The organism is candidate division Zixibacteria bacterium HGW-Zixibacteria-1 (assembly GCA_002838945.1).
In the GTDB taxonomy this organism is placed as follows: Bacteria; Zixibacteria; MSB-5A5; order GN15; family PGXB01; genus PGXB01.
Genome location: PGXB01000005.1, coordinates 96,095 through 121,388 on the forward strand (window position 1 = coordinate 96,095; position 25,294 = coordinate 121,388).

The window sequence follows — 25,294 nt, forward strand, 5'->3', positions numbered from 1 at the left end:
TTGCAAGCCGTCTAAAGCCAAGTGCCTCAATCACGTCGGCTTTTTATCAGAACTTTGGAATATTGCTGCATATTCTCAAGAACTTTGCCGGTGCCGCGAACCACGCAGGTCAGCGGATCCTCGGCGACATTGACCGGAAGATTTGTTTCCTGGCGTAATCGCTTATCCAGACCCTTCAACAGGGCGCCGCCGCCGGTCAAAATAATTCCGCGATCAAGAATGTCTGAGGCCAGTTCCGGAGGCGTTCTTTCCAGCGATTGCCTGACCGCCTCGACAATACGGTCAATCGGTTCCACCAGCGCTTCTCGTACCTGCACCGATGACAGCTTGAGGTTTTTCGGAACACCGGCCACCAGATCGCGCCCTTTGATTTCCATCGAAACTTCCTTCTCCAAGGGGAAGGCCGATCCTATCCTTATTTTGATTTCTTCCGCCGTCAGTTCGCCGATGAGAAGATTGTAATTCTTTTTCAAATACATGATAATTGCATCATTCATCTCGTCGCCGGCGATCCTGATCGAAGTATTATTGACAATGCCGTTTAAGGCGATGACGGCGATTTCCGAGGTGCCGCCGCCGATATCGATAATCATGAAGCCTGACGGTTGATCGACCGGGAGACCAACACCAATCGCAGCCGCCATTGGTTCCTGCAGAAGATATACTTCGCGGGCTCCGGCATTTTCAGCCGAATCTCTGACAGCGCGTTTCTCAACCTCGGTGATTCCCGAAGGCACCGATATCAGAATACGTGGTTTCATCAGGTAGCGGTGGCGAATCACCCGCTTGATAAAATCGGAGAGAAGTTTTTCGGAAATTTCGAAATCGGCGATAACGCCGTCTTTTAGAGGTCTGATAGCGGCGATTTCGCCGGGTGTGCGTCCCAGCATCTCCTTGGCCGCCGACCCCACTGCGAGAACTTTGCCGGTGGCTCTTTCGATAGCCACCACCGATGGTTCATTGAGAACGATTCCCTGACCACGGACAAAAACAAGCGTATTAGCGGTTCCCAGGTCGATGCCAATATCGCTTGAAATAAAATCGAAGAAGCCCAATTTATTCCCTTAAGTTTGTTTAAATCCCTTTATATAAACCAATTATCGTCAAAAGTTATGATAGTTTACACCGTTTGGGCCAGGAAATCAATAAAAAAAGATGTTATTAGGAAATTCTTTTTGATTATCCGACATCACTCGGGTTTATGACTCGACTGTCTCCGGTCGTTTCTTCCCAAAACGAAGGAAACTGAATAGCCGCGGCAGCAGGCGGGGATAGAAAAGCAGCCAGAGACCCAGCGGGAGGGCATCATTGATCAGGTAGAAATGAAAGATACGGCGGAAAAAGGGCCGGGTGGTGCCATATTTCGACCAGAAATTATAGTCAATCCACGAGAGAGCGACATGTCCGAGCACCAAAATCAACAAGCCTCCAATGAGAGCGGCTATTGTTTTTTTCCAGTTTCTAAAAAATCCGGGCGAGGCACAGATCAGCGCAACATAGGGAATAATATTGGTGAAATGATCGAGAAGTATCGACAATCTCCATTTCTTGACGCCGACCCATTTGAAAAATGGAAAAACTATCGGCTTGAGAATAATAGGATATAAATTCTGGGCATAATAAAACCAGAGCAGCCCAAAGACTATGGTGAAAAAGGCCAGTTTGGCCAGAAACAGCCACAGGTCATTCCTGTTTGTGCTTTCTACTGTCACGATACACCACCAGGTAGAGCCATCCGATCCAGATGGTTGAAATCATTATGATAAGTGTCACCTGCCAGAGATAGAGGTGCATGAAATTAAACAGCTCCATCGAACTGGCCCCGGCCACCAGAAGAATAGTTATCCTGACCAGATTGAAAACAAAAATGGCCGGAAGTCCCATGGCGATGCCGAGGAGCTTCTTTCTGATCGTCGTGGAAAACGACAGCACCGCCGCGAGGTAAATCAGCATTTCGAACAAACCGGTGCATTCATCGATAATCTCGACCGAGAAGCCTTTATAGCTGACATAGACCCCGGAATAATGAACACTGTCCGAAAATAGCGACAGGATCGCCCCGGAAATCATTGCCGTCCCCTCCATCAGCCAGAGAATCTTGTCGTGATATCGCGTGAACAACTGGGAGAAGCCGATGCTGATCAATATCAGCAGCACCATGAAGAGAACCACAAACCGCACCACCGGAGAAATTTTCGGCGATGTACCGGTTGCTGCGGTGTTGTCTATGTTGTCGTTTCCGGATTTTTCGGGTTTATTCGAAGCTTTACCCATGGGCATAATATAGTCATAGTTATCTAATTATGCAAATGTAATGTGATGTATAATAGAAGTTGGTCAGAATCTTACCTAATATTCCAGATAGAAATCACAAACACCATAGCCCTGCTCTTCACTTTTAAATTGCCCATAAGACCATGGCCGCGATGGATACTCAACGTAGCCATTTGGGCCTTTTCTTTCAATACATTTGACTTCATACTTGGATTTAAATACTTATTGGGTACTATTATGAGGGTCATAGATATTTGGAAGTGCATGTACAATTGATGCCAAAAATGAAGCAAATATTGTATCACGATATATTTGTTTTTCATGCCTGAATTTATCAAACCATGATACTGCAGGGCTTTCCGTAATATTTAAATATTTCGAAGCCTGAAAACATAAAGTCACACGCCAGTCAGGCCTATGTCCGTCCAATACTTGACTTATATAGTTTAGATCACTCTCCCGAATTATATTTTTTAATGTCCTGATCGTCATTCCTTTTTTAAGCTTAAACAGTTCATCAAAGAATGTGGAAACCTGACCAGTACAATCGAATTCTGTGGAATGTATCGATATATCTGGATATGAATATTTGCTTTTTAATAAATCTTCTTTAAAAATGCTTCTTACGAATTTTGACAGCCCGGTAAATTTCGGATTAAAATATTCGATATAATCAAGACATTTTAAATAAAGATCATTATTTTTTGCAAAGTTTTCGTCGCCAATTGGAGCTATTGCAATAATCTTATTTCCAATTTCTGTATCTCTGATAAATTGCTTTAGTGTTTCAAGAAAATAGATGCCTGCATCTCCAGAACGATCAATATCTTCAATCACTATATATATTTCTTTTCCTTGAGCGTTAATAAGTTGCTTTAAAATATCTTGAATTTCGAAGACTCTTTTTGCTGGAGAAGCCTTAAATATCTCCAAAAATTTCTCCATAAAACTCAAATTCGGCAATTTGTCAATAATAATTGAAAGTATATCTGTGCTTGCTCCTATTAGTCTGGATTTTGTGTCTTTACCATCAATTTTCCCTGTTACTTTCTTCCTATTGCCGACCTGATCCGCAAAATCCAACACAAATCCTTCCCAAAGATCTCTCCTGTCAGGGTACTTCCAGGCATCGAAGTCAATCCACTTTTGTTTGTCATTATCACTGCTTTTCTTTATTTGATAAAGCATGGTGCTTTTGCCACATCCAAATTTGCCTACTAGACCAACTATTGCGGATCGCTCAATCGAATTTAACTTCTTTGAAAATTGCCCGATCGATTCGGAAAAATCAAGCAGATCTTCGACTTTGCAGTCTTCTTGAATTAAGTCATAATTTTTAATAATTCCATATTCCATTATATACCTCTTAATTCACACATAAATCATTCGCCTGCCGACAATTATATGAAATAAAATATTTATTTATGAGTTGGTTGTCAAGGATAATAATGGAATCACAACTCGATTGTCGCGCGCCGGATACGACGGCGCGCCGCAACAAAACGGAACCAGAGATAACCGAAAGCGAAGCCGCCGACATGCGCCAGCCAGGCAACCCCGCCGCCGCCGCCCATCGCGGACATCAGGAGTTGATAGAAAAACCAAAAACCGAGAAGAAACTTGGCCGGGATGCGCACCACCTGTATGAAGAAGAGCCAGATCAGGGTGACGATGCGGGCACGCGGGAATAAAACCAAATAGGCGCCCAGCACACCGGCGATCGCCCCCGAAGCGCCGATCAGAGGGATTTGAGAGTTGGGGCCGAACAGGACAAATAGAAAGACCGCCGCCAATCCGGAGACAAAATAAAAGATCGTAAATTTGACCGGCCCGAGATAATCCTCGATATTATTGCCGAATATCCATAGGAAAAGCATGTTGCCGAAGAGATGCATGAACCCGCCATGGACAAACATGCTGGTGAGCGGCGTCAGTAAAATCGGGACAGCATAGCGCGGGGTCAGCTCCTCAAGATGCACCAGTTCAAACGGTATCAAACCGAATTTATACATAAATATCTGAAACACCTTGGCGTTCATCGGAAAGGTGTACATATATACCAGAACGTTGATGACAATCAGGCTGACCGTCACATACGGTTTATTCACGGTCGGATTTTCATCTTTGATCGGAAAAAACATAGAGGGCGCTTCTAATCTTTATTTACAAAAAAGTGCGTATTGACAATCCGCTCATTACCCACACGGTCGGAGACCTTGATGACCAGGTCATGCCGGCCGTTCTTCAACGGTTTTCTCGGAGTCGTTTTTAATATCTCGGCCTCAGGGTCATATTCCGGGATCAGCCACTCGCCGTCGAGGGTGATGGTAATACTTTTGTCATCCTCGATATCCGACAACTCATCGCGGACATTGCATTTAATAAGCGGCATGTCCGATTTTACGGTCGTACCGTTGCCCGGGGTTATCTTTTGAATATGCGGCGGCTCAATATCTTTGATGGCGGCAAAAGTGCCGGTCAGGCTTGATTCGGAGTTTAGTTTATTACCCAGAATTTTTGAATCAAGCCATTTCCACCGATGCTTGCTGTTAAGGCGATAGAAACCGACCTTGGAATTATCGGTCTTCCCGTCAAGCGGCATCGAGATAAATATATTTTTCGCAAGCGGCATGGTTTCGGGACCGATTTCATAGGCATCGCCAATTATGCTGGAAGATTGATTAAATTTTTCATCCGCCCGGCGCAGTTCGACCAAAGCGGGAGAATAGAAGGCGTTTCCGGGCATACCGACTTCAATAACGCCCGGCACCGAAAAACCTGTCTGACGACTACCGCCTCCGGCCAGGATAATGTTGGTTTCCACAGATGACAGCGGAAGCGAGCCGCCGCGGTCCATCAAATCGATTCTGATGATTCTTGTCTTGATACAGGTATTCTTATAAAAAGCCGCGAAATTCAGGGGTGAGACGACCCGGGTTTGAATTTTTTTCACGTAACCGTCTTCATAGACCAGATCTACTTCCGGAGCGAGGGAAAACTTATCCCTCGAATGTACCTCAAATAAAATGCCGCCGTCTATCAGCTCATAATCCAGCCCATATTGCGATTCACCATAGGAGTGTGACGGAACGTATTCCTGGGTATAGACCCAGCCTGATTCACCCATGACATCAAGTCTGAAACCATTTATTCGTTTCAGATTTCCCGGCAGGCTGATCTTAAAGTCGCCGGAACCCATCGATTCCACCAGCGTCGAATCCAGCCGCTGGATATTTTCACCGCTGCCGACGGCATAAACGGCGATCCCGCCGATATCGATATATCGTGTATCCGGCCCGGCTCTCAAATACAGGGTGGAATCATTGACTCGCCCCACGTCAAAAAGCGTTTTCGGCGCCCATACAAACTTGAAATCAAGTTCCGACATATTTCCGGCGGCATCATAGATCTCGACCCGGCCGTTATGCAAGCCATAACTGAATGAGGTCCGGCCCGTAAAAACACCCCCCTTTTCAAACTGGGAACTGCTGCCCGAAAAAACCTTACCTCCCGGCTCAAAAAGCAGGAGCCAGGATTGATCCCTGGCGGTTGCAAGGAAATAATCATAAGTCAGGTCCACCATGGCGGTCTGCTCATAGTCATATTGATCGAAATTACCGTCATAGTGTAGATAATCATCAATAAAAAGCTTCGCCTTCAGAATATTCAGTCTCGGACCGTTGGAGCGAATCCGCTCGATGATTTTAGCCGCCACGCCGAAGGGCCCCTGAATCAGCACGGGTGTGTCTATTTGATACTTCCCCCCCGATTTATCCCGACGCGGTTCCAGGAAAGCCCTTCGCCGCCCATCAGGGAAAAGCGAGACCGTGTCCTGATAGGCCAGAGCCAGCCCGTCAAAAACAGGCGCAAAATTGTCGGTGAGAGGAAAACCGTTTGTCAGCGGGTTTAACGGCATATTTTGAGGATTCCGTACTTCAAAATGAAGATGCGGCCCGCCGAATCCGGTCTGACCGGATAGCGCAATCAATTCCCCCTGTTTGACCGGAATTTGATTGCGCGAAAAGCTCGAATCAAGGTAATATCTTTTCTGGGAATATTGAATTTCTCTGACGATTTTTTCCAGGCGGTCCGACAGGCCCGACAGATGCCCAAAAACATAGATAAACCCTTGATTATCTAGAACATAGACTGCCTTCCCATATCCTGTATAAGAATATTTAATCCGCCAGACATAGCCATCCACCGGCGAATATACTCGCCGGCCCTCGGTTCCGCCGGTTCTGATATCGATTCCGCCATGAAAATGAAGCGCCCGATAATCGCAAAATGCTGAGGAAAGGTCGATTTCCCCCTTTACGGGCCAGGCTCGATCGGCCCCAATAGCGGGTAAAACCGCTAAAATCAGGATTATTAACGAGGTTTTATATATGGTCGATAAGATATTCATATTAAATGTTTTAACAAATTATGTCGAGGTTGGTTCAAAGTCAAAACATTTTGTAAAAGAATAGGGTTGACATTAAATATCCGACTTGCAAAAATGAGAATTTGGCATATATTAACAAGTCAATGTAAAATACTTTTTTGGAGGAATAGACTCGATGTTTGAACTCTTGAGAAAAATGATCGGTCCCATCATGCTTCTGGTGCTGATTGCCTTTATTTTCACAATCATATTCAGCTGGGGAGGCGGCGGTTTTCAGGAAAAACCGAAAGATACCGTCGGTGTTATCGACGGTGAAAACATCCCGATAGCAGTTTACAGTCGTTACTATTCCAATCTTTATCGCCAGGAACAGGAAAAGACTGAAGAGGATATTCCTCCGGAAAAGGAAAAAGAAATTAGGGATCAAGCCTGGTCGCAACTGGTTGCAGACTTCCTGATCAACCGCGAAGTGGAGAAAAGAAATATCTCGATATCCAGTGAAGAATTGTATGAATATCTCAAGATGTATCCTCCGCAAATCGTACAACAGGCGCCACAGTTTATGACTGATGGTAAATTCGACCGGCAGAAATATATGGGTGCCATGATCAGTCCGGATAATGCCCCCTTCTGGGCTCAGCTCGAGGCGATGGTCACGCCGGAGTTGAAACGCGGAAAGCTCCAGGCTGAAATTCTCAGCACAGTCAGGGTATTGCCTTCGGAGGTTATGGAATCGTTTCTTGCCGAGAACGAAAAAATCAAAGTCGGCTTCATTAATGTCGCTTCGGATCCGTTCGAAACCATTGCGAAAGAACCTTCGTTAGAAGAAATGCAGGCATATTACGATTCGCACAAAGAAGAATATAAGCTTCGCGAGCGAGCCACAATTGACCTGGTAGTTTTCGACAAAGTCCCCTCCGAAAATGATTGGCAGCGCGTTTATGCACAGGCAAAGGATATTTATGATTCCGCGATTGCCGGCGCCGATTTTGCGGAACTTGCCGAAATTTTTTCGGAGGATGCCAGTGCGTCATCCGGCGGTGATCTTGGCTGGTTCGAGCGGGGGCGGATGGTTCCTGAATTCGACAGCGCGACATGGTCTCTGACCGTGAATGAAATAAGCAAGCCGGTCCGTTCCCGGTTCGGTTGGCACATAATCAAGCTGCTGGGCGTGAAAGAGGAAATGGGAACACCGCGCGGATCGGATAAACCTCAGATGATGGAAAAACGAAACGCCGCACATATTCTTTTTAAAGTTGTGCCTTCGCAGGAAACGCTTGAAGGCCTTTCCTCGAGCGCTACTGAATTTGCGGATGAAGCCAAAAACGTCGGGCTGAAGCAGGCGGCCGAGACATATAACTATGAGGTCAAAACGACCACTCCGTTTTATAAGAACGGGTATATTTCTTATATCGGAATTGACCTTGCGGTCAATAATTTCGCCTTCGAAAAGGAAGTCGGAACCGTCTCCGATATGATGGAAACGGAGAATTTGTATTTTGTCATATCGGTGGCCTCTCACCTCCCGGAGGAATATACCGCTTTCGATCAGGCCAAGGCATCCATCACGACAAAGCTCAGGAAACAAAACGCAAAGAAAATGGCGATGGATACGGCCCGGGTCATGTATGATGATATTATAGCCGGAAATTCTTTTAATAATACCGCCAAAAAATACGGATATATATATGGTCAATCGGAAATGTTCAACCGCAATGGTTTGATTTCCGGGATCGGCCGCGCACCGGAAGTCATCGGGGCGGCCTTCGGCCTCCAAAACATTAACGGCATTACTCCACCGGTGGAGTATGATCGCGGAGCCGCCATTCTAACCTTGCTCGATAAGCAGTCCGCAAGTCTGGAAGTCTTCAACCAGAAACAGGATTCTCTGCATTTTGCGGTGCAGTTGAAGAAAAGCCAGGATGCCTATGGCCGGTGGTTTGAAAATTTGACCAAGAATGCCAAAGTCGTAAGTTATGTCGACCAGTTTTATTCGAATAACTAAGGCATAAAATAGAAGCAAGAAAGGGACGCCTGAGCGGTGTCCCTTTTTTATTAGGATAAATTCGATCTGGCGGGTTGAGGTCTCTTTTTATTTCTGAAATCACGCAGTTCTTCGATATCAGGAACCAGGGTCATAATACTGCCTGAATGTTCGGCATGTGGCTCGATTCGTCGGAGTATTCCCCAGGGAGAAGCAATCAATGACCGACCCTGAAGCATTTTTCCGAAAAGCGACCCGACTCCACAGCATTTGACGATATAACTGGAGGCCGCTTCCGCTCCTTTGACATATATATCATTATCCCTTTTGAACTTGTCCAATCTCGTTTCTTCCGGACGAAACGGCGAAGTGGTCGGTATAAAGATAATATCGATTTTATGTCGGGAAAGTTCTTCGAATATTCCGATATTAAGCGCATCGGCACAGATCAGGACCACGATTCTGACATTTTCGATAACCGTCGTGAAAATTTTGTCGCCCGGGAGTATCCCCTTATTCATTTCACCTTCAACCGGGTTCAACTTCCGGTAACGACCGGTCAATCTGCCCCTGTTATAGACATAACAACTGTTGTACAAAGAATCTCCTTCACCCTCGACCACCGAGCCGCCGATCAGGCAGGTCGAAAGCCTTTCGGAGAGCGACTGTAAATATTGCAGACTCTCCTTAATCCCCAACGCGGACCGGGCAAAATCCGGCGATGTTTTCTCCACCAGAAAATATTCGGGCAGGCAAAGAAAATCGGGACGCTGTTTGAAAATCATAAGATTTTCTTCGAGACTCAGCGCCCGCCCCAGTTCAATCTGAGCGGCAATGACTTTTATAAGCACCTTTATGTCTCTGTACGGTGATTCTTTCTTATATATCCTGATACGTAATTAAATTATATACGTTCGCCTTTCAATATAATAAGATAAGATATTTTTGGACATCAACTTAGAAACACAAACCACCTGACTGTTTCGAGTTGAAACGTATAATTTTTGCCGGCCGGATCTGCCGGAATTCTATTACTAATTAAGGTTAATAATACCGATGGAGCGGTCGATAATAAAATAGAGCTAAAATGGATATCATCCATCAATAATTCTAAATCTTAAACGGAGGCTGTTATGTACGAATCCGGCACCTTTGGTGGCTTATTCTGGTTCTTCTGGCTGGCCCTGTATTTTTATTATGCGGGCTGTCAGTATGCCATAGCCAATAAAACCGGCCACAAATATCCATGGTGGTCGTTTGTTCCTGTTCTCAATTTATATCAAACAGTCGAGCTTGCCGGAAAGGCCTGGTACTGGTTTGTTTTTTATTTCATCCCGTTCGTCAACATAGTCACCTATGCTTTGATCTGGGTTGAAATCGCCAAGGCCCGCCAGAAAGAGACCTTCTGGGGAGTTTTGATGCTGCTGCCGTTCATTAACCTGATTGCCTTATACGTTCTGGCATCGGGCGCCGCTCCGCAACCGCAGCCCACTGTTGAAAAGAAGCCGGACACGGTCCGTGAACCGGCTGATGTTTTTTAGTCATCTCTCCACTCACCCATAAAGGAAGGGCGGGTCGATCGCACCCGCCCTTTCTTATTATTTCATATTTTTTCAGCAGTTAGTATAATTCGGGCCGCCGCCGCCTTCAGGCGTCACCCAGTTGATAATCTGATAAGGATCGGCAATATCGCAGGTCTTACAGTGCACACAATTGGACGGTGTCAGCTGAAGTTTCTTCTTTCCCGGGCGTGCTTCATCATCAACCATCTCATACACTTGGGCCGGGCAGAAATACTGACAGGGATTGCCGTATTCCTCGGTACATTGATTGTTGCAGATATTTAAATCGGCAATGACCAGATGCGATGGCTGCTCTTCCTCATGCTTGGTGGCCGAGTGATAAACATCGGTCAGTTTATCGAACAGGTAGGCATTATCGAACTTAAGAGCGTGTTTGGTATTTTCCTCACCATAGCGCGCGATATACTCCTGAAGAGGCATCATATGCTCATGGTCCGGTTTCGTTTCGATATTGTTGATCAGTCCGCGTCCGCCGGAAATCATCTGCAAACCGGAATGCATCATGCCCATAAACAGGCCGTTCCCGAACCCGGCATGGAAATTCCGCACACGGTAAAGCTCGTCTTTGGCCCAGGACGACTCGAACCTGTCCTGCATGCCCTTCAGAACGGAGGCGCTGAAATCGCCCTGCCTGAGCCCGTCGAAGACGGTCTCGGCGGCCATCATCCCCGACTTTATTGCCAGATGAATCCCTTTCAGGCGCTGCGAATTGAGAAATCCGGCGCAATCGCCTATCAGCAGGATATTATCACCGTAAAGCCGCGGCATTGAGTAGTAGCCGCCCTCGGGAATCGTCTTGGCCCCGTAATGAAGCATCTTCCCGCCCTCGAAAATCCGGCGGATGAAGGGATGCGTCTTAAACATCTGAAATTTATAATGCGGATCATTGGCCGGATTGGGGCTGTCGAGGCCGACGGCATAGCCGACCGCGGCCATATTACCCTTCATTTTATAAATAAAGCCGCCCCCATACTCTTCGCCCGGCTGCGGCCAGCCGAAAGTATGAATGACTTCGCCGTCCCGCAACCGCCCATCGGGGATCTCCCAGACTTCCTTGATACCTGTCAGATAGGACTGCGGATTGGCATCCTTGAACAGGTCGAGTTCCTGTCTTATCTGCTTGGTCAGCGAGCCGTGAACACCTTCAGCGAAAACAACCATTTTGGCTTTAATTATCGAACCGGGTTCGAAATTCGACTTCGGCTCGCCTTCTTTATCAAGGCCGAGATCGACCGTCCTGATACCGCTCACGCGGCCGTCCTCGATAACCGGCTCATAGCCGCCGGTCGCGGGGAATATATTTATCTCCCGAGCTTCAACCTGCTCGGAAAGCCATGAGGTGAACTTGTTCAAAGATATTATATAGTTGCCTTCATTCTTGAATGGCTTGGGAAGAAATGGAAATCTTAAATGGGATTCTTCGGTCAAATAGTACAAGGAGTCCGGGCCGACTTCATGTTCAAAGGGAAATCCTTTATCCATAAAATCGGGCATCAACTCCTTAAGGCTCCGCGGATCAAGAACGGCGCCGGATAAGGAATGTGCACCCGGATAGGAACCTTTTTCAATAATGATCATTTCCGGCATCGATAAATCACCGCCGGAATTTTGAATCAGATCAGCTAAATGATACCCGAATGAAAGCCCGGCCGGGCCGCCTCCGACAACAAGAATATCAACTTCAAGAATTTCTCTTTCTACATCCATTCCCGCTCCTCAGGCAAAAATGTTTGGCTCAACAGAAGCCAATATAATGAAGAGCGGGATAAAATGGAATCAGTTTTTCGCTCGTCCGGAATTATACCCCTTTTTACGCCGTCGGTCGTCTGACCGGGTCATTACCATTTCCATTCGATTTGATCTGCAACATTTCCTTGATCTTGGCGAGATTCGGCCCCACCACCATCAGACGGCCCGCGACGATGATCGGTCTCCTGATCAATTCGTTATCCTCGGCCATCATTTGAAAAAGTTCATCCCTGGGGGGAAGAGTGTTGTCCAAATGATGTTTGGTAAAACCCTTCGCCTCATGATTAAGGAAATGACGCAGGTTTAAATGACGCATCAGTCTGGTAATTTCATTCAGTTTCAGAGGTTCCTTGGAAATGTCACGAACTCTTACCCGCAGTTCTTGCTCTTCCAATAATTTGAGAACCTCTTTGCATCCGGGGTCATCGGGAACCAGAAATAATTCAATTGTCTTAAGCATTGCGCCTCCATTAACGCATAAAAGTGTCCTCTAAAAATGTATGATCATGATGCCTGGTGCATCCGATACATGCACTGCTGCCTGAGAGGGGGGTTTCTAATATTATCGTCCCCCCCGGTGAAATTGTTATATATTACAAAATAAATACTCATAATTCTATTTTTTCAAATACTTTTTTCTTTCACGCACGCAAATTTTTGCCTGCACTGCTTATTGTTCGTCTTTAGGCCCCCAGTCAAAACGTTGTAAAACTCTTTCAACGACACTAAGCGCTTCTGTGAGGGAAAGGCTGTTATGGGCAAAATCAAGTTGCCAACTATTTAACCACCCAAAGTCACCTAAAGTTCCCCCATTCTGTTCATAAAAGAACCTGCGGGGCACCCGCATCTGGCTTCAGAATATCACTTGACAGTATAATTATCGTTAATAAAAAACAAAAAATCAATAAGATAAATTTAGGGATATATTACGTATAATATATACGCAATCAGAGAGACTGAAGAAAGGAACTCAGATTTACCTCTTTGTTCTTGATTCCCAGCTTCTTACGTATCATTTCACGGTGTTTATGAACGGTCAGCACCGAGACATTAAGTAACTCCGATATATCTTTTGACATCAAACCCTTCTTAATCATGTCGCAAATCTCTAACTCCCTTGGAGATAGCTGCGAATAATCTTTCCTCAATTTCTCGATATAGGGGGCCGATATGGTCTTGAGACTACTTTCCAGATTGTCAACATGTTTGCGAAGGCGATCCCCGCAATTCTCTCTAAGTCGTTGTATTGCAGGGATTATAACCCTGTCAATATTGGCCGCAATCTGCAGCTTTATATTCCGCTTCTCGGTCTCAATCTGATTCAAAACCTCTTTAAGCGCAGTATTTTTGGATTCCAGAGCTTCGCGTTCAATACTCAACTCTTCAGTTGCCTTGCGAAGTTCATCCTCCGCCCGTCTGCGGTCGGTAATATCCATATTCAGGCCAAGAATACCCTTTATCCGGCCCTGATAGTAGATTGGGGCAATGATCTTATAGTAATGTTCAACTTGTCCGGAAAACAGGTATTCCACTTCACCCTCAACCGTCTCGCCGGCCAGCGCTCGACGATTATTTTCATGCCAGATCTGCTTGACCTCATCCCTCACTTCCGCCTCCTCGGGATTGGTGCCGATTAAATCTCCCCAATGCATTCTGCAAACGGAATTCTGCAATATATACCGCCCGTTTTCATCGAGGGCAAAGAAATCGAAGGGAAGGGATTCAACCGTCGATCGCAGCCGGGCCTCGCTTTCTCGCAGGGCCTCTTCGGCAAGGACCCTTTTGGTGATATCGCGCAGGACCGTCACGACCCGCACCACCTGATTACCGTCGCTGATCGGGATCTTGCGAGTTTCGGTAACTATTTTCTTACTGCCGACTTCATTGCTTTCCACCGTGACAAGAGTCTCTCCCGTTTCAAAAACCCGACGATATTCTTCGCGCACCTTTTCGCTTAAGAAGGGATATACATCAAAGAGGTCTTTACCGTGAATATCGGAGTTCAGACCAATTTCATCGTGCCATTCCCGAAGGGCTTTATTGCACAGGATGATTTTATAATTTTGATTGATGACATGAATGGAATCGCCCATCGAATCAATAGTCGTGCGGTACTGTAATTCGGAGTCTTTCAAGGCCTCTTCGATGCGTTTCCGCTCGGTAATATCGCGTACAACGACCTGTATGGCCGACTGTCCTTCATAGGTGAAAGGAGCCGAGGCAGCTTCCAGGATAACGACCCGGCCGTCAAGGCGAACCAGCTTCTCTTCCTTAAATCCCGAACTTTTATTTTCCTCAACAACCTGTCTTCTTTTTTCCCGAATAAAATCTCTGTACTCGGGATGAATGAAATCAAGGCTTTCCTTTCCGAGAATATCTTTCGGTTGATCCGCTCCATACAATTTCAAGCCGGCTTCGTTCATAAAGACTATTTTGCCTTCGCGGACAATGGAAATAGCATTGGGCGACAATTCCGCCAGCAGTCGGAATTTCTCTTCGCTTTCACGGAGAGCTTCCCGCGCCTGAATTCTTTCGGATATATCTCTGAAAAATCCGACGCTGCATCTGATGCCGTCTATATAAATGGTGGCCCCCACAATATCGGCATAGATGAGATTTCCATTTTTTGTCAGGCAGGGGATATTTTCAGCAATATGTTGAGGCGAGGTCGAGTTAAGCTCAAATTCGGCGTGAATCTCACGGAGTTTATCTTTTGGGTGAATATCATTTACTCCCATTCCAACTAATTCCTCGGCACTATAGCCAAGGAATCTGCAGATGGCCGGATTGGCATAACGAAATTTGCGCGTTTCAAAATCGGCAATCAAAATACCCTCACCGGCGGTCTCGAACAGAACCCTGTAGCGCTCCCCTGATTCGCGCACTTCCTTCTCAATCTTCTTGCGCTCGACAATTTCGGCGCGCAGCATTTCATTGGTCGCAATTAATTCCGAAGAGCGTTCCCTGACCAGTTCTTCCAGGTGGTCGCGGTGTTTTTTGATTTCGATTTCGGCTTCTTTTCGCAGTGTGATATCAACCGCGATTCCTCTCAGGCCGACAGTCTTCTCATCCCTGACTATCTTCGTGGAATATATCAGAACCGGGAAAGTGCTGCCATCCTTTCTCAGCATGGTATATTCGTGATCCCGCGGGTCGTCGCCGACAAGGCGCGTCGCTATATTTTTTGTAACTCTTTCCCTGTCTTCCGGCACTATCAGTTGTGCTACGGTTAGCCCAAAGTCGATATCTTCCTGAGTATACCCGGTCGATTCGAAACCACTGCGGTTGGCAAACGTCACCCGGCCCTCGAGATCCACCTCAAAAACGGTCTGGGGCAGCAAATCGGTCAATTCCCGGAATTGTTTTTCGCTTTGCCGCAGGGCTTCCTCGGCTTTTTTGCGGTCGGTTATATCTTCGGTCAAAACTATAACCCGATCGACACGGCCCGATTCATCCTTTATGGCGTAAAAATACTGGGAAATCCAGCGAGGATTCCCCGAGCGATGACGCGTTGACTTGACCTCGGGAATGAAAAGATAGCCGCCTTTTTGATAAATTCTCTCCACCAGCGGTTTCCATTTTCCCAGGTACTCATCATGCTCATCGAGTTTCAGCGCGGCTCGAGGCGAAAAATACAATTTTCCTATTTCGTCGTCGGAGATGTCCCATAATTTTTTCCAGGCTTCATTATAGCTGAGCAGGCGGCCCTGGGAATTCCTGACGGAAATTCCCAGCGGAGAGTTCTCGATTACGGCGCTGTTGAACTGCTCATTGCGCCGCAGGGTCTCTTCGGCGCGCCGGCGTTCGGTAATATCCCAAATATATGAACGGGTCCCGACGACGACACCGTCGGATTTTAAGAGTGTAACGTCAATTTCCAGATATATGAAGGAACCGTCTTTCCTGACTCCCTTGAACTCATACCTGGTTTTTGAATCCAGGCCATCAAATCTATCCTGATGATATTTCAATACCCTTTCATAATCATCGGGGTGAATCAGAGACATGATTGATTGTTTTTCCATCTCTTCTTTGGAATAGCCAAAGAGTTGGCACAGCTTATTATTAAAATAGGTGAAATATCCCTCTTTATTATCAATGAGAATCGCGATACCGCCCTTCTCGACCAATTCGCGGTATTTTTCTTCGGATTCCCGAAGAGCCTGTTCGGCATTTTTAGACGCTGTTATATCGTAGGCAAGAAGCATCGCGGCCGAAATTTTGCCATGTGAATCGACGTACGGCTGGAGACTAACATCATACCAACGCCATTGCTCATTAATAAATGTTCTGGCTTCCTCATGATAAGCTTCTCCGGTTTCAATCACCCGGCGAATATTGGATAGTTGACGCTCATTAATTTCCTGAGGGAAAAATTCCTCTTGATTCCTGCCGATTATTTCATCGGGTTTCAATCCAAACTGAGCAGCACTAATTTCATTTACATATATAAATTTCCCATCATAATCGATGACGGCCAGGTCAGCCCGGACATTTTTCACCAGCAATTCATATCGGGCTTCAGAAGCAGAAGGTTGCCGCTCGACCTGGCCGCCTCCGGCGGCCTGTCGTCTCAGTTCGATCAGCTCTTCCAGCAGTTGTTGCCGGCTCTTTTTTTCATCATCCATGGCGGATACTCCATCAGGCGGAATAGAATGGATATGATATCATACTAAACAACATAATTTTAACAGAAAATATGTCCATTGGCAAGCCTAAATAATCCGATAAGAATAATGTCCGACATTAACCGGCAACGTCAAATGATTGATTATGACGGGTCATTTTTGAGTGCCAGTCTGTTTCGTTCAGTCCCCCTGGGCGGATATACTACCTCCGCTCCCCCCCCCGAAAGTTCTTTCAGGCGGGCGATGGCCCCGTTTATCAGGAAATCGGGTGTCGAGGCTCCCGCAGATAGTCCGACAACAGCAACATCGCCGTCGGCCCGATGAAACCATTCCTCTTTGATATCGTCGGCGGTGTTTATAAGGTGGCTGGAACCGCAGATAGCCGATGAAATCTGGGCCAGTCTTTTGGAATTGGCCGAAGTGCTTGAGCCGACGACCAGCATCATATCCACCTGAGGCGCCAGATCCATGACGGCCACCTGGCGTTGATTGGTGGCATTGCAGATGGTATTAAAAGTCTCGACCTGTGGAAATTTTTTCGCGGCCAGTTTCTCGACTTCCTTAAAATCGGCCACGCGGGCGGTCGTTTGCGAAGTAAGCGCCAATTTGCCTTCAATAGAACCCAGGGATTCCAAAGCCTCCATATTTGGAATCACCCGCACGCGGCCGGGCGCGTGACCGACAATGCCGATGGTTTCATCATGATCGGGATCACCAAAGTGCAGGATTTGATATCCCTGCTCGGCCAGCTTATGAATGATTTTATGGATGCGAATTACCAGGGGGCAGGTGGCATCGACGATATTCAATCCCCGGTCACCCGCCTTCTGAAAAATTTCCGGCGAAGCTCCATGAGCGGAAATAATTACGGTGCCCTTTTTGATATTATCTATCGATGAAGATTGGGCCAGACCGGCCTCTTCAAACTTCCTGACTATCGCATCGTTATGGACGATTTCATTTAAAATCGTAACCTGCCCGCCCTTGCTCATGGTTTCTTCGGCAGTCGAAATCGCCCGCTTAACACCCATGCAAAACCCATAATACCGGGCAATAATTATTTTCTTAAGCTTAATCATTTACTCATTCATTAAAAACGAAGATCGGCCGATTTTTTTCAGACATGGACCCCGGAATCCGCGACGAATCTCCTGACGAAGTAATCGGTCAGGGCCAGATCATCATCCAGTTCGGTGTGGAAAGAACTTACCAGGCAGTTCTTGTGCGCCAGAAGGACCGGAGTATCCTTATAGGTTGCCAGGACCGATATATCCGGGGCATATCTGGAAACCAAAGGGGCGCGAATAAAAGAGGCTTTCAAATCGGAAATGTGACCGTTAAGACCGGCCTTAATCGTTGTAAAAAATGAATGGACCTGGCGCCCGTATCCGTTGCGCCTCACTGAAATATCAATAATTTTCAAGGGGCGGACCGCATCATGATCGACCTCGCTGGCGAGCATAATCATACCGGCGCAAGTTCCCCAGACCGGTTTGGTCGTACAAAAATCCACCAGGGCCTGACGCATATTGAATCGGTCGATCAACTCGGTCATAGTGGTGGATTCGCCGCCGGGGATAATCAAACCGTCGATTTTATCCAAATGATCCGCCCGACGTATTTCACACCCTCGAAGGGCCAGTCCTTCGAGCTGAGTCAAATGCCGCTCAAAATCGCCCTGAAGGGCCAGGACGCCGATTGTCACACTTTTTGTCATATTATGCCCGCACCAAGGTAGCTTTATCTGACCTGCAACAGGTCCTCTTCCGCAATCGATGATGCCGAAATTCCTTTCATCGCCTGACCCAATCCCCGGCTGCATTCAGCCAAAGCCTTGGGATCCCGGTACTGAGCCACGGCCGTGACAATGGCCCGGCCGGTTTTTTCCGGATTAGCCGACTTAAAAATACCGCTGCCGACAAAAACCGATTCGGCTCCGAGTTTCATGACCAGGGCAGCATCAGCCGGAGTCGCCACCCCGCCGGCCGCGAAATTGGGTACCGGAAGCTTGCCCAGTTTGGCTACCATTTTTACGACGCTGAGCGGTGCCGCGAGTTCCTTGGCGATACCATTAAGTTCTTCGGCACTCATGATAGTCAAACGCTTCATAGCCGAAGTTATTTCGCGCAGATGTTTGACTGCTTCCGAAACATCCCCGGTCCCCGCTTCGCCCTTGGTGCGAATCATGGCCGCGCCTTCCGAAATCCTCCTAAGAGCCTCACCCAGATTGCGACAACCACAGACAAAGGGGACCTTAAAACGCCACTTATCGACATGATACTTATTGTCGGCCGGTGTCAGGACCTCGGATTCGTCGATAAAATCGACCTCCAGCGCCTGCAATATTTCGGCCTCGGCAAAATGACCGATCCGGCATTTGGCCATCACGGGAATGCTCACCGCCTTTTTTATAGCTTCGATGATATCCGGATCTGCCATGCGGGCCACGCCGCCGTCGGCCCTGATATCCGAAGGTACCCGCTCCAGAGCCATAACCGCAACCGCGCCGGCTTGCTCGGCAATTTTGGCCTGCTCGGCGGTGGTAACATCCATAATGACGCCACCCTTAAGCATTTCGGCCAAACCGACGCGGATCCTGTAATCTTTATCCTCAAAGTTCATAATGTAATCTCCTAAAAAGACATTTTTCAGACCGCAGCCATTATTAAAACGTCCACAATATTGCCGGTGTTCCTGCCGAAAAACCGAAATTTTTCATGGGCCATAAATTATACCAGCATTATATGGGAATGCCGCAAAATATTACAATATTCGGGAAGAAAAATCAACCCCATTATGTTCGAATTAGCTCTGCTTTTTCTAAAAGGGGGATAAGAATTATTACGGATTATGTCCCGCCGTCGGATCTCTGACTGAATTTATGGGCAATTTGCCCACTTATGGAAAGCAGCAGGCGAGCCAATCGGCCAAACCTGCTGCTTTGCGAAGAATTGCTTATGCGTCTTTTATTTATTTTTTCTCTTTCAAAATCGCTTTATACTTGGCGAAGTTGGCCCGTGATAAAGCTTTCTTGAAATGATCCTGTTCTTTAATCCAAAAATCACGCATTTTGCAGTTTTTGTAATGCTCACAGCATTTGTCGCTCTCGACACAGAGATTAAGCGTGATGGGACCATCCATCGCTTCAATGACATCGAGAAAAGATACATCCTTGGCGGGCCGGGCAAGTCTGTAACCACCGGTTACTCCCTGAAATGAAACAAGAATACCGGCCCAGGTCAGGTCTTTCAATATCTTGGCCAAAAATTCCCTTGGAATAGACTGTGCTTTAGCCACCAGCCCGATAGATGCCAACTGCCCCTTGGGCAAACCGGCAAAATGCATTACTGCTCTAAGTGCGTAGTCGGCTTTTCGTGATAATTGCATATCGCCTTCCTTTTACAGTTTGTGCCAAATGTTTTACATTCTTTATACGCTCTAATGGCATACAATATGGACTATTCCTACAATTATTTCAAGTGTTTTTTTCATTTTTTTGTCATTTTTCGGGGCAAAAACCGATTTTCATAAAAATTGATCAATAATAATTTCCATAAAAATCTTAACAAACACCAATTTGGCAATAATAAGTACAATTATTATGAGAAATTGTTGTCAGGGGCCCGGGGATGTCCTTCCATGTTGAATGAGGATTAAATCGATAAATATTAGCTAAATATCCGTTTTAGCTTTTAGTTACCTTAATATTTATGTTTCTTTTTTTCAGTTGGCTCATGAAAAATTGAGGTTCCACCGCAATTTCCTGCGGGACCACCCCCCGATGGGTAATTCGCCCCTGGCAGGCCATCCAGGCAATTATGGCTATCGGGAATGAGGTCGTCCTCATCATCGAGGTCAGCCCCGTCCGGGTGTCCTGCCGATCGACGATTTCATATACAAGTTCCATATTCCGGCCGTCTTTATCCCCTTCAAAAATCAGCCGCACCAAAACCATATCGGGATCGCCGAAACTGAGGTTTTTCTCAAGAACCTTTTTGAATACCTTTCTCGGCTCAACGCCCATGCCGTCAACTTTGACCTCGCTTCTCGAACCCAGGCCAATATCAAGCATCGCTTTGAAAAGCAGGCAATGGCCCGGATAGCGGATAGTTTTGTAATCGAGGAAATCAACGACTCCCTTGTAGGTATCCGGCAGGGTTGATGTTCCCCCGGAAGTATAGAAGGCCTCCAGTTTGCCAATACCGTCAAATTCCAGTTCTTCCAGCCCGGTCATCGGATTAACTGTCTTTTTTTCGCCGTTATCCAACACAATGACCGGTTCCCAGTATTCGTTTATCAATCCTTCCGATGAGAATACCATCTGGTAATTGAGGGGCGGGCGCGGGTTTTGCGGCAATCCCCCAACCCTTATTTTCAGGGATCGCACTTTATCAAATTCCTTGATGCCGGCAGCGGCCAAAACTGATACCATCCCGGGCGCCAGGCCGCAGTCGGGAATAACGACGATGTCCGCCGCTTTTGCTTCCTCGTCCATGGCAAACTGCGTTGCCACGGCTTCGTTGTTGCCCCCAAGATCAAAAAAATGTGTCTTTGATGCGATCGCAGCGCGGGTTAATCCCGGATTATAGCGATAAGTAACCGCTGAGACACAGGCGTCATAATCCATCAGAATTTTGGTAACTTCATCTTCGTTTCCGGCGTCGATTTTACCTGCTGTTATAATATCATTGCCATATTTGCGGGCTATTTCCTGGGCCAGATCCAGATCAAAATCATAGAGTCCAACCATTTCGACATCATCAGCGCGGCTCAAATCATAGGCCGCAGCGCGTCCCATCAACCCGGAACCTATTACAGCTATTTTCATCCTTTTTCATCCTCTAGTCTTAAAGCAGTGGCAATTATAATATGGGCGGAAGAAATTATCAATCAATATTTGTAAAAAATACGGCTAATATTGTCTATCCCAAAATTCTCACATTGTTGCATTATGGTATTATATAAGCTGATACCGTTTTCGGATTATCCACTCTGCCGCCAGAGATAATATAAATACGGCCAGAAGCCAGAACTTATTCCACAGAATTATTTCTTTCTGGATTGAAACCGCCACCTTATCGGCATCAATTACAAAATAGAGTGAGTCGGCATCATTTATTTTATAGAAATTCCCGCCTGTCATCATCGATACGGTTGATAATGAGCCGAAATCGGGGCGCCGCCGATACTCTTCAATCGAGAAACTTTCAAGGGCAATTTGACCGGTGCCTTCCTTCAGCGTCCGGCCGTCCTTATCGACCACACCGGCATATTTATATCGACCCGGTGAAAGAGCATCGAATTCGGCACGATACCGGCCATCGGCTGTTTCGACAAGCTGCGCCATGGTGGAATCACCGTCATTTTCCCCTACAAGAGTAATGGACCCCGAGGCTCCGCTTATCGGGCGAAAGCCGAGATCATAAACAAAGGCGCTGAAACCGACTTTTTCGCCCCTGGTATAAATCGTCTTATCCGGGACGATCCGAACCGGATCGGATTCTTCCTTGACCGACAGCCAATTGACCAGGCCGTCAAAGAACTGCTTATATTCGCGATTATCACCGCCGAACCCATAGTCAAAGAAGGCCCATTGCCAGAGCGGCGATGCCGCTATGGCCAAAACTCTGCCGGCGCCAAAAGTGCGGACGCCGATTATCGGCTGGTCGGTAACGCCCCGACCCAGTCCGGCCGTGACCAGGATCTCGGAGTTGGGTGTCACCGAATCGGTGGGGGCCAAAGCTTCAAAATGAGGTAATGTTTGCCAGGCCTCGCGAATGGACTGACGGCTGTCGGCGATTCTTACTGCCGGATGAAAGAGATAATTCTCAACCGGCTGGCCGTTAAACTTAAAATAAATCAAGCGACTGCTCTTGCGATTGTTAGTAAAGGGAAGGAAGTCATCGAGCCATCGCGGAAAAGATGCGCTCAGATAATTCTCGCCCAGGAAAACAAGAATACTGCCCCCTTTATCCTTAATAAATGAGTCCAGAAGCGCTTTTCGGGATTCCAGCGCTCGAATATTGACATCATACAAGATAATCAGGTCATTGCGATTCAAATCGGCCTGATTATTGGGGAAACTCCCCGTAAGATATCCTCCCCCCTTTTTATAAACCACCTCGGACAGGTCAATCGATTCCGAGCGCGAGAGAAACCGGCTTAGAAAAGCATATTCCCAATCCAGCCGGTCCGAGACAAGAAGCACATTCATTTTGCTCTTCAGGATTGTCATGGAGAATGAGCGGCTGTTATTATCCATGGAAAGCTCATCATCGATACCCGAAATGCTTACCTTAAAAGTCTGCTGTCCCGGTTTATCGGGTGTGAATTTTATCGGCAATTCCCGCTGAAGATTCCCTTCCGGCAGGAAAATCGCTTCGCTGGCGATTACCTTCTGTCCGCTTCTGATTTCGACATTGGCCCGATCACCTTTCAATCCCTGCCACTCCAGCATCACCGAAACTGTGGTCGGTTTTCCGGCAAAAACCACCTGGTTATAATCGATTCCCGAAACCGAGGCATCCTTCTCGCCGGTCTCGATACCAACGCCGACCGTATAGATCGGCGAGCGGCTTCTCATGGCCGCCTCGGAAGGGGCGACACCGATGTTGGAAATGCCGTCCGAAAAAAGCAGCCATGCCTCCGCAGGCAGGGCAATTTCATTATTTGATTGTTGCTCAATAACCTCGCCCAGAGCCGTTTTTTCGGGATCTGCCGCAACAGCCTCCCCCAGGAGTCCGCCCGCAAAAGGTTCAATACTGTAATCGAAGGCCTCGGCGAATTTCCTGAAGTTATCGGATTCAAGCAGAGAATCGACCCGGGCCGATCGGCTCATGCCGTTCTCAATATTATCCATGCTTTTGGAACGATCGACCAATATGGTCAGTTTGGGCTTCCGGTCGTATTCCCGTTTATATGACAGCACCGGTTCAAGCAGGGCCAGAAAAATGGCACTGACCGCAATAATCCGCAAAGCGGTCAGCAGGACTCTGATCGCGGGTGACAACGGAGGATTGGTACGGCGATAGAGATAAATAGCGAAGAGAATAAAAAAAACAAAAAAAAGCGCCGTCAGAAATGGCTGACCGCTCAGGAAATCTATTGAAAGTTCTACAATTCCAAACATATTTTGTTATACAGATTCCGCAGCTAAATGAGGCACTTTTGATCTGACCGGCGATTTATGCGGCACGCGAGGTCGAAAACTCCACCATCCCGGAAAGCGATTTAAAGTAAATAGAGTCCTTGAGCCCTTTAACCATTTCCAGACCCTCATTGGCGATTTGCACCGCCCGCCGCTGGGCATAGTCGATACCTCCGGCCTCGTTGACATGATCCAGAATGGTCCTGAACCCGCCCTGATCGATACCGTTGCCGAGAATTTTCATGATTTCACGTCGGCGGCCCTTATCGCCGTTGCGAAGGGTGTAAATCAGCGGCAAAGTGACCTTGCCGGTGATAACATCATTGCCCGGTTCTTTGCCGGTGACATCGGCATCACCCACAAAATCCAGCAGGTCATCGGCGATCTGAAAAGCAACCCCGACCTTTTCGCCGAACTGGGCAAACCTGTCCCTGGTGTGGCCGTTTATTCCGGCCAGAATCGGGGCGGCTTCGCACGATACCGCAAACAGCGAAGCGGTTTTGTCGGCAATTATTTTTAAATATTCCTCTTCGGAAAGGTCGTAATTGGAGGTCTCTTCGACCTGCCGTAATTCGCCGACCGAAACCCGCTCGGTCGCCCGCGAAATCGCCGAAACCAATTCGATCGACTGCGCCGTAACCATCATCCGGAAGGCCTTGGCGAACAGGAAATCGCCCATCAACACCGCCACCAGATTGGTCCACTTGGAGTTAACCGTTTCCAACCCGCGCCGCATTTCGGAATCATCGACAACATCGTCATGAAGCAGGGTCGCGGTGTGAATCAGCTCGATGGCCAGCGAAGCCGAAATCGTGTGTTCGGTGTAAAACTCCGCCGCCCGCGACAGCAAAAACATCAGTGCCGGGCGCATCCGTTTGCCCCGGGAGCGCATCAGATGCTGGGCAATCGAGGTTATCAGCGGGGTATCGCCTTTAAGAAATTCAGCCAGGCGCTGGTCGAAAACAGTGAGGTCGTGCTCGACCGGCGCGATGAGGGTTTTGAGCCTGTCTTTTTCCATCTTATTGAATTACGCTGTCAATCCTCAAAGCTCCAAAAAATTCATAGGGTGGCCTTCATAATAGCCCAATTAGCGATTTATGTCAAATTAATAATTCGAGAGGGGAAATGGCGGTTTTGAGTGGGTGATCGCGCGTTGATAGAAGTTCTAGATACCGTTTTACTTGTACAGACCTAGGTTGATTGCTTGACAAATCAGAAAGGATAGGATAAGTTTGATATTTTAATAAAGGCTAATTGTGGATATTTGGATAGCATATATTGATGAAAGCGGCATAGATGACACCAACTCTTATGCTGTAGTTGCTTCTGTGATTGCTACCGCCGGGACCTGGCAGCAATTGACTCCCAGATGGGAATCCGTTCTTGCTCTATATGGACTTACATATTTCCATGCCGTGGAATTTAATCGTGGCAGTGGTGAAATGTGAAGTTCCCCCGATTTAGTGGACACGGAGAAAGGATACTATTATTATGATTCTTTCTCATCCTGAGTCCCGAAGGACAGGAGGTGTTCAGATGTTG

19 protein-coding genes are annotated in these 25,294 nt (G+C 47.1%); 2 read left to right on the top strand and 17 right to left on the bottom strand.

Annotation, left to right across the window (positions count from 1 at the left end; all coding sequences use genetic code 11):
- Positions 1-26 precede the first annotated feature (26 nt).
- The 6 genes from CVT49_03770 to CVT49_03795 all read right to left on the bottom strand — a co-directional run bounded on the left by CVT49_03770 (position 27) and on the right by CVT49_03795 (position 6,682).
- Complete coding sequence (locus tag CVT49_03770) at positions 27-1,055, bottom strand: rod shape-determining protein (protein PKK84453.1); 1,029 nt, start codon at positions 1,053-1,055, stop codon at positions 27-29.
- A gap of 144 nt (positions 1,056-1,199) precedes the next feature.
- The gene (locus tag CVT49_03775; protein PKK84454.1) at positions 1,200-1,712 is read right to left on the bottom strand and encodes a hypothetical protein; all 513 of its coding nucleotides are present in this window, start codon (positions 1,710-1,712) and stop codon (positions 1,200-1,202) included.
- The gene (gene xrtH / locus CVT49_03780) at positions 1,684-2,280 is read right to left on the bottom strand and encodes an exosortase H (protein PKK84455.1); all 597 of its coding nucleotides are present in this window, start codon (positions 2,278-2,280) and stop codon (positions 1,684-1,686) included. Before xrtH ends, CVT49_03775 begins: the two co-directional genes overlap by 29 nt.
- A 216-nt stretch (positions 2,281-2,496) precedes the next feature.
- The gene (locus tag CVT49_03785) at positions 2,497-3,630 is read right to left on the bottom strand and encodes a hypothetical protein (GenBank protein PKK84456.1); all 1,134 of its coding nucleotides are present in this window, start codon (positions 3,628-3,630) and stop codon (positions 2,497-2,499) included.
- A gap of 98 nt (positions 3,631-3,728) precedes the next feature.
- Entirely contained in the window at positions 3,729-4,415 is a 687-nt protein-coding gene (locus CVT49_03790) for a rhomboid family intramembrane serine protease (GenBank protein PKK84457.1), read from the bottom strand.
- Positions 4,416-4,426: 11 nt separating this feature from the next.
- The gene (locus CVT49_03795) at positions 4,427-6,682 is read right to left on the bottom strand and encodes a hypothetical protein (GenBank protein ID PKK84458.1); all 2,256 of its coding nucleotides are present in this window, start codon (positions 6,680-6,682) and stop codon (positions 4,427-4,429) included.
- A gap of 154 nt (positions 6,683-6,836) precedes the next feature.
- Here CVT49_03795 and CVT49_03800 point away from each other — a divergent pair, with 154 nt between their 5' ends.
- Positions 6,837-8,666: a hypothetical protein gene (locus CVT49_03800; protein PKK84459.1), complete on the top strand. Its 1,830-nt coding sequence runs from the start codon at positions 6,837-6,839 to the stop codon at positions 8,664-8,666.
- Between the two features lie 50 nt (positions 8,667-8,716).
- Here CVT49_03800 and CVT49_03805 read toward each other — a convergent pair whose 3' ends face one another.
- On the bottom strand, positions 8,717-9,496 hold the full coding sequence (locus tag CVT49_03805) for a hypothetical protein (protein ID PKK84460.1): 780 nt from the start codon (positions 9,494-9,496) through the stop codon (positions 8,717-8,719).
- 282 nt (positions 9,497-9,778) lie between these two features.
- Between CVT49_03805 and CVT49_03810 the strand changes: the two genes are divergently transcribed.
- Entirely contained in the window at positions 9,779-10,186 is a 408-nt protein-coding gene (locus CVT49_03810; protein PKK84461.1) for a hypothetical protein, read from the top strand.
- Positions 10,187-10,258: 72 nt separating this feature from the next.
- Here CVT49_03810 and CVT49_03815 read toward each other — a convergent pair whose 3' ends face one another.
- The 10 genes from CVT49_03815 to CVT49_03860 all read right to left on the bottom strand — a co-directional run bounded on the left by CVT49_03815 (position 10,259) and on the right by CVT49_03860 (position 24,770).
- Positions 10,259-11,935, bottom strand: coding sequence for an electron transfer flavoprotein (locus tag CVT49_03815; protein ID PKK84462.1), 1,677 nt, complete (start codon positions 11,933-11,935; stop codon positions 10,259-10,261).
- A gap of 103 nt (positions 11,936-12,038) precedes the next feature.
- On the bottom strand, positions 12,039-12,437 hold the full coding sequence (locus tag CVT49_03820) for a hypothetical protein (GenBank protein PKK84463.1): 399 nt from the start codon (positions 12,435-12,437) through the stop codon (positions 12,039-12,041).
- Between the two features lie 487 nt (positions 12,438-12,924).
- On the bottom strand, positions 12,925-16,605 hold the full coding sequence (locus CVT49_03825; protein ID PKK84464.1) for a hypothetical protein: 3,681 nt from the start codon (positions 16,603-16,605) through the stop codon (positions 12,925-12,927).
- Between the two features lie 143 nt (positions 16,606-16,748).
- Positions 16,749-17,684 (bottom strand): 4-hydroxy-3-methylbut-2-enyl diphosphate reductase, encoded by a 936-nt coding sequence (gene ispH, locus CVT49_03830; protein ID PKK84465.1) that lies wholly within the window; start codon positions 17,682-17,684, stop codon positions 16,749-16,751.
- Positions 17,685-17,722: 38 nt separating this feature from the next.
- Entirely contained in the window at positions 17,723-18,427 is a 705-nt protein-coding gene (locus CVT49_03835; GenBank protein ID PKK84466.1) for a pyridoxal 5'-phosphate synthase glutaminase subunit PdxT, read from the bottom strand.
- A complete protein-coding gene (locus CVT49_03840) occupies positions 18,346-19,227 on the bottom strand; it encodes a pyridoxal 5'-phosphate synthase lyase subunit PdxS (protein PKK84467.1) in 882 nt (293 codons plus the stop codon). Before CVT49_03840 ends, CVT49_03835 begins: the two co-directional genes overlap by 82 nt.
- A 348-nt stretch (positions 19,228-19,575) precedes the next feature.
- A complete protein-coding gene (locus CVT49_03845; protein ID PKK84468.1) occupies positions 19,576-19,992 on the bottom strand; it encodes an Rrf2 family transcriptional regulator in 417 nt (138 codons plus the stop codon).
- A gap of 298 nt (positions 19,993-20,290) precedes the next feature.
- A complete protein-coding gene (locus CVT49_03850) occupies positions 20,291-21,433 on the bottom strand; it encodes a saccharopine dehydrogenase (protein ID PKK84469.1) in 1,143 nt (380 codons plus the stop codon).
- A gap of 129 nt (positions 21,434-21,562) precedes the next feature.
- Positions 21,563-23,734, bottom strand: coding sequence for a hypothetical protein (locus CVT49_03855; GenBank protein PKK84470.1), 2,172 nt, complete (start codon positions 23,732-23,734; stop codon positions 21,563-21,565).
- Between the two features lie 55 nt (positions 23,735-23,789).
- Complete coding sequence (locus CVT49_03860; GenBank protein ID PKK84471.1) at positions 23,790-24,770, bottom strand: polyprenyl synthetase; 981 nt, start codon at positions 24,768-24,770, stop codon at positions 23,790-23,792.
- Positions 24,771-25,294 lie beyond the last annotated feature (524 nt).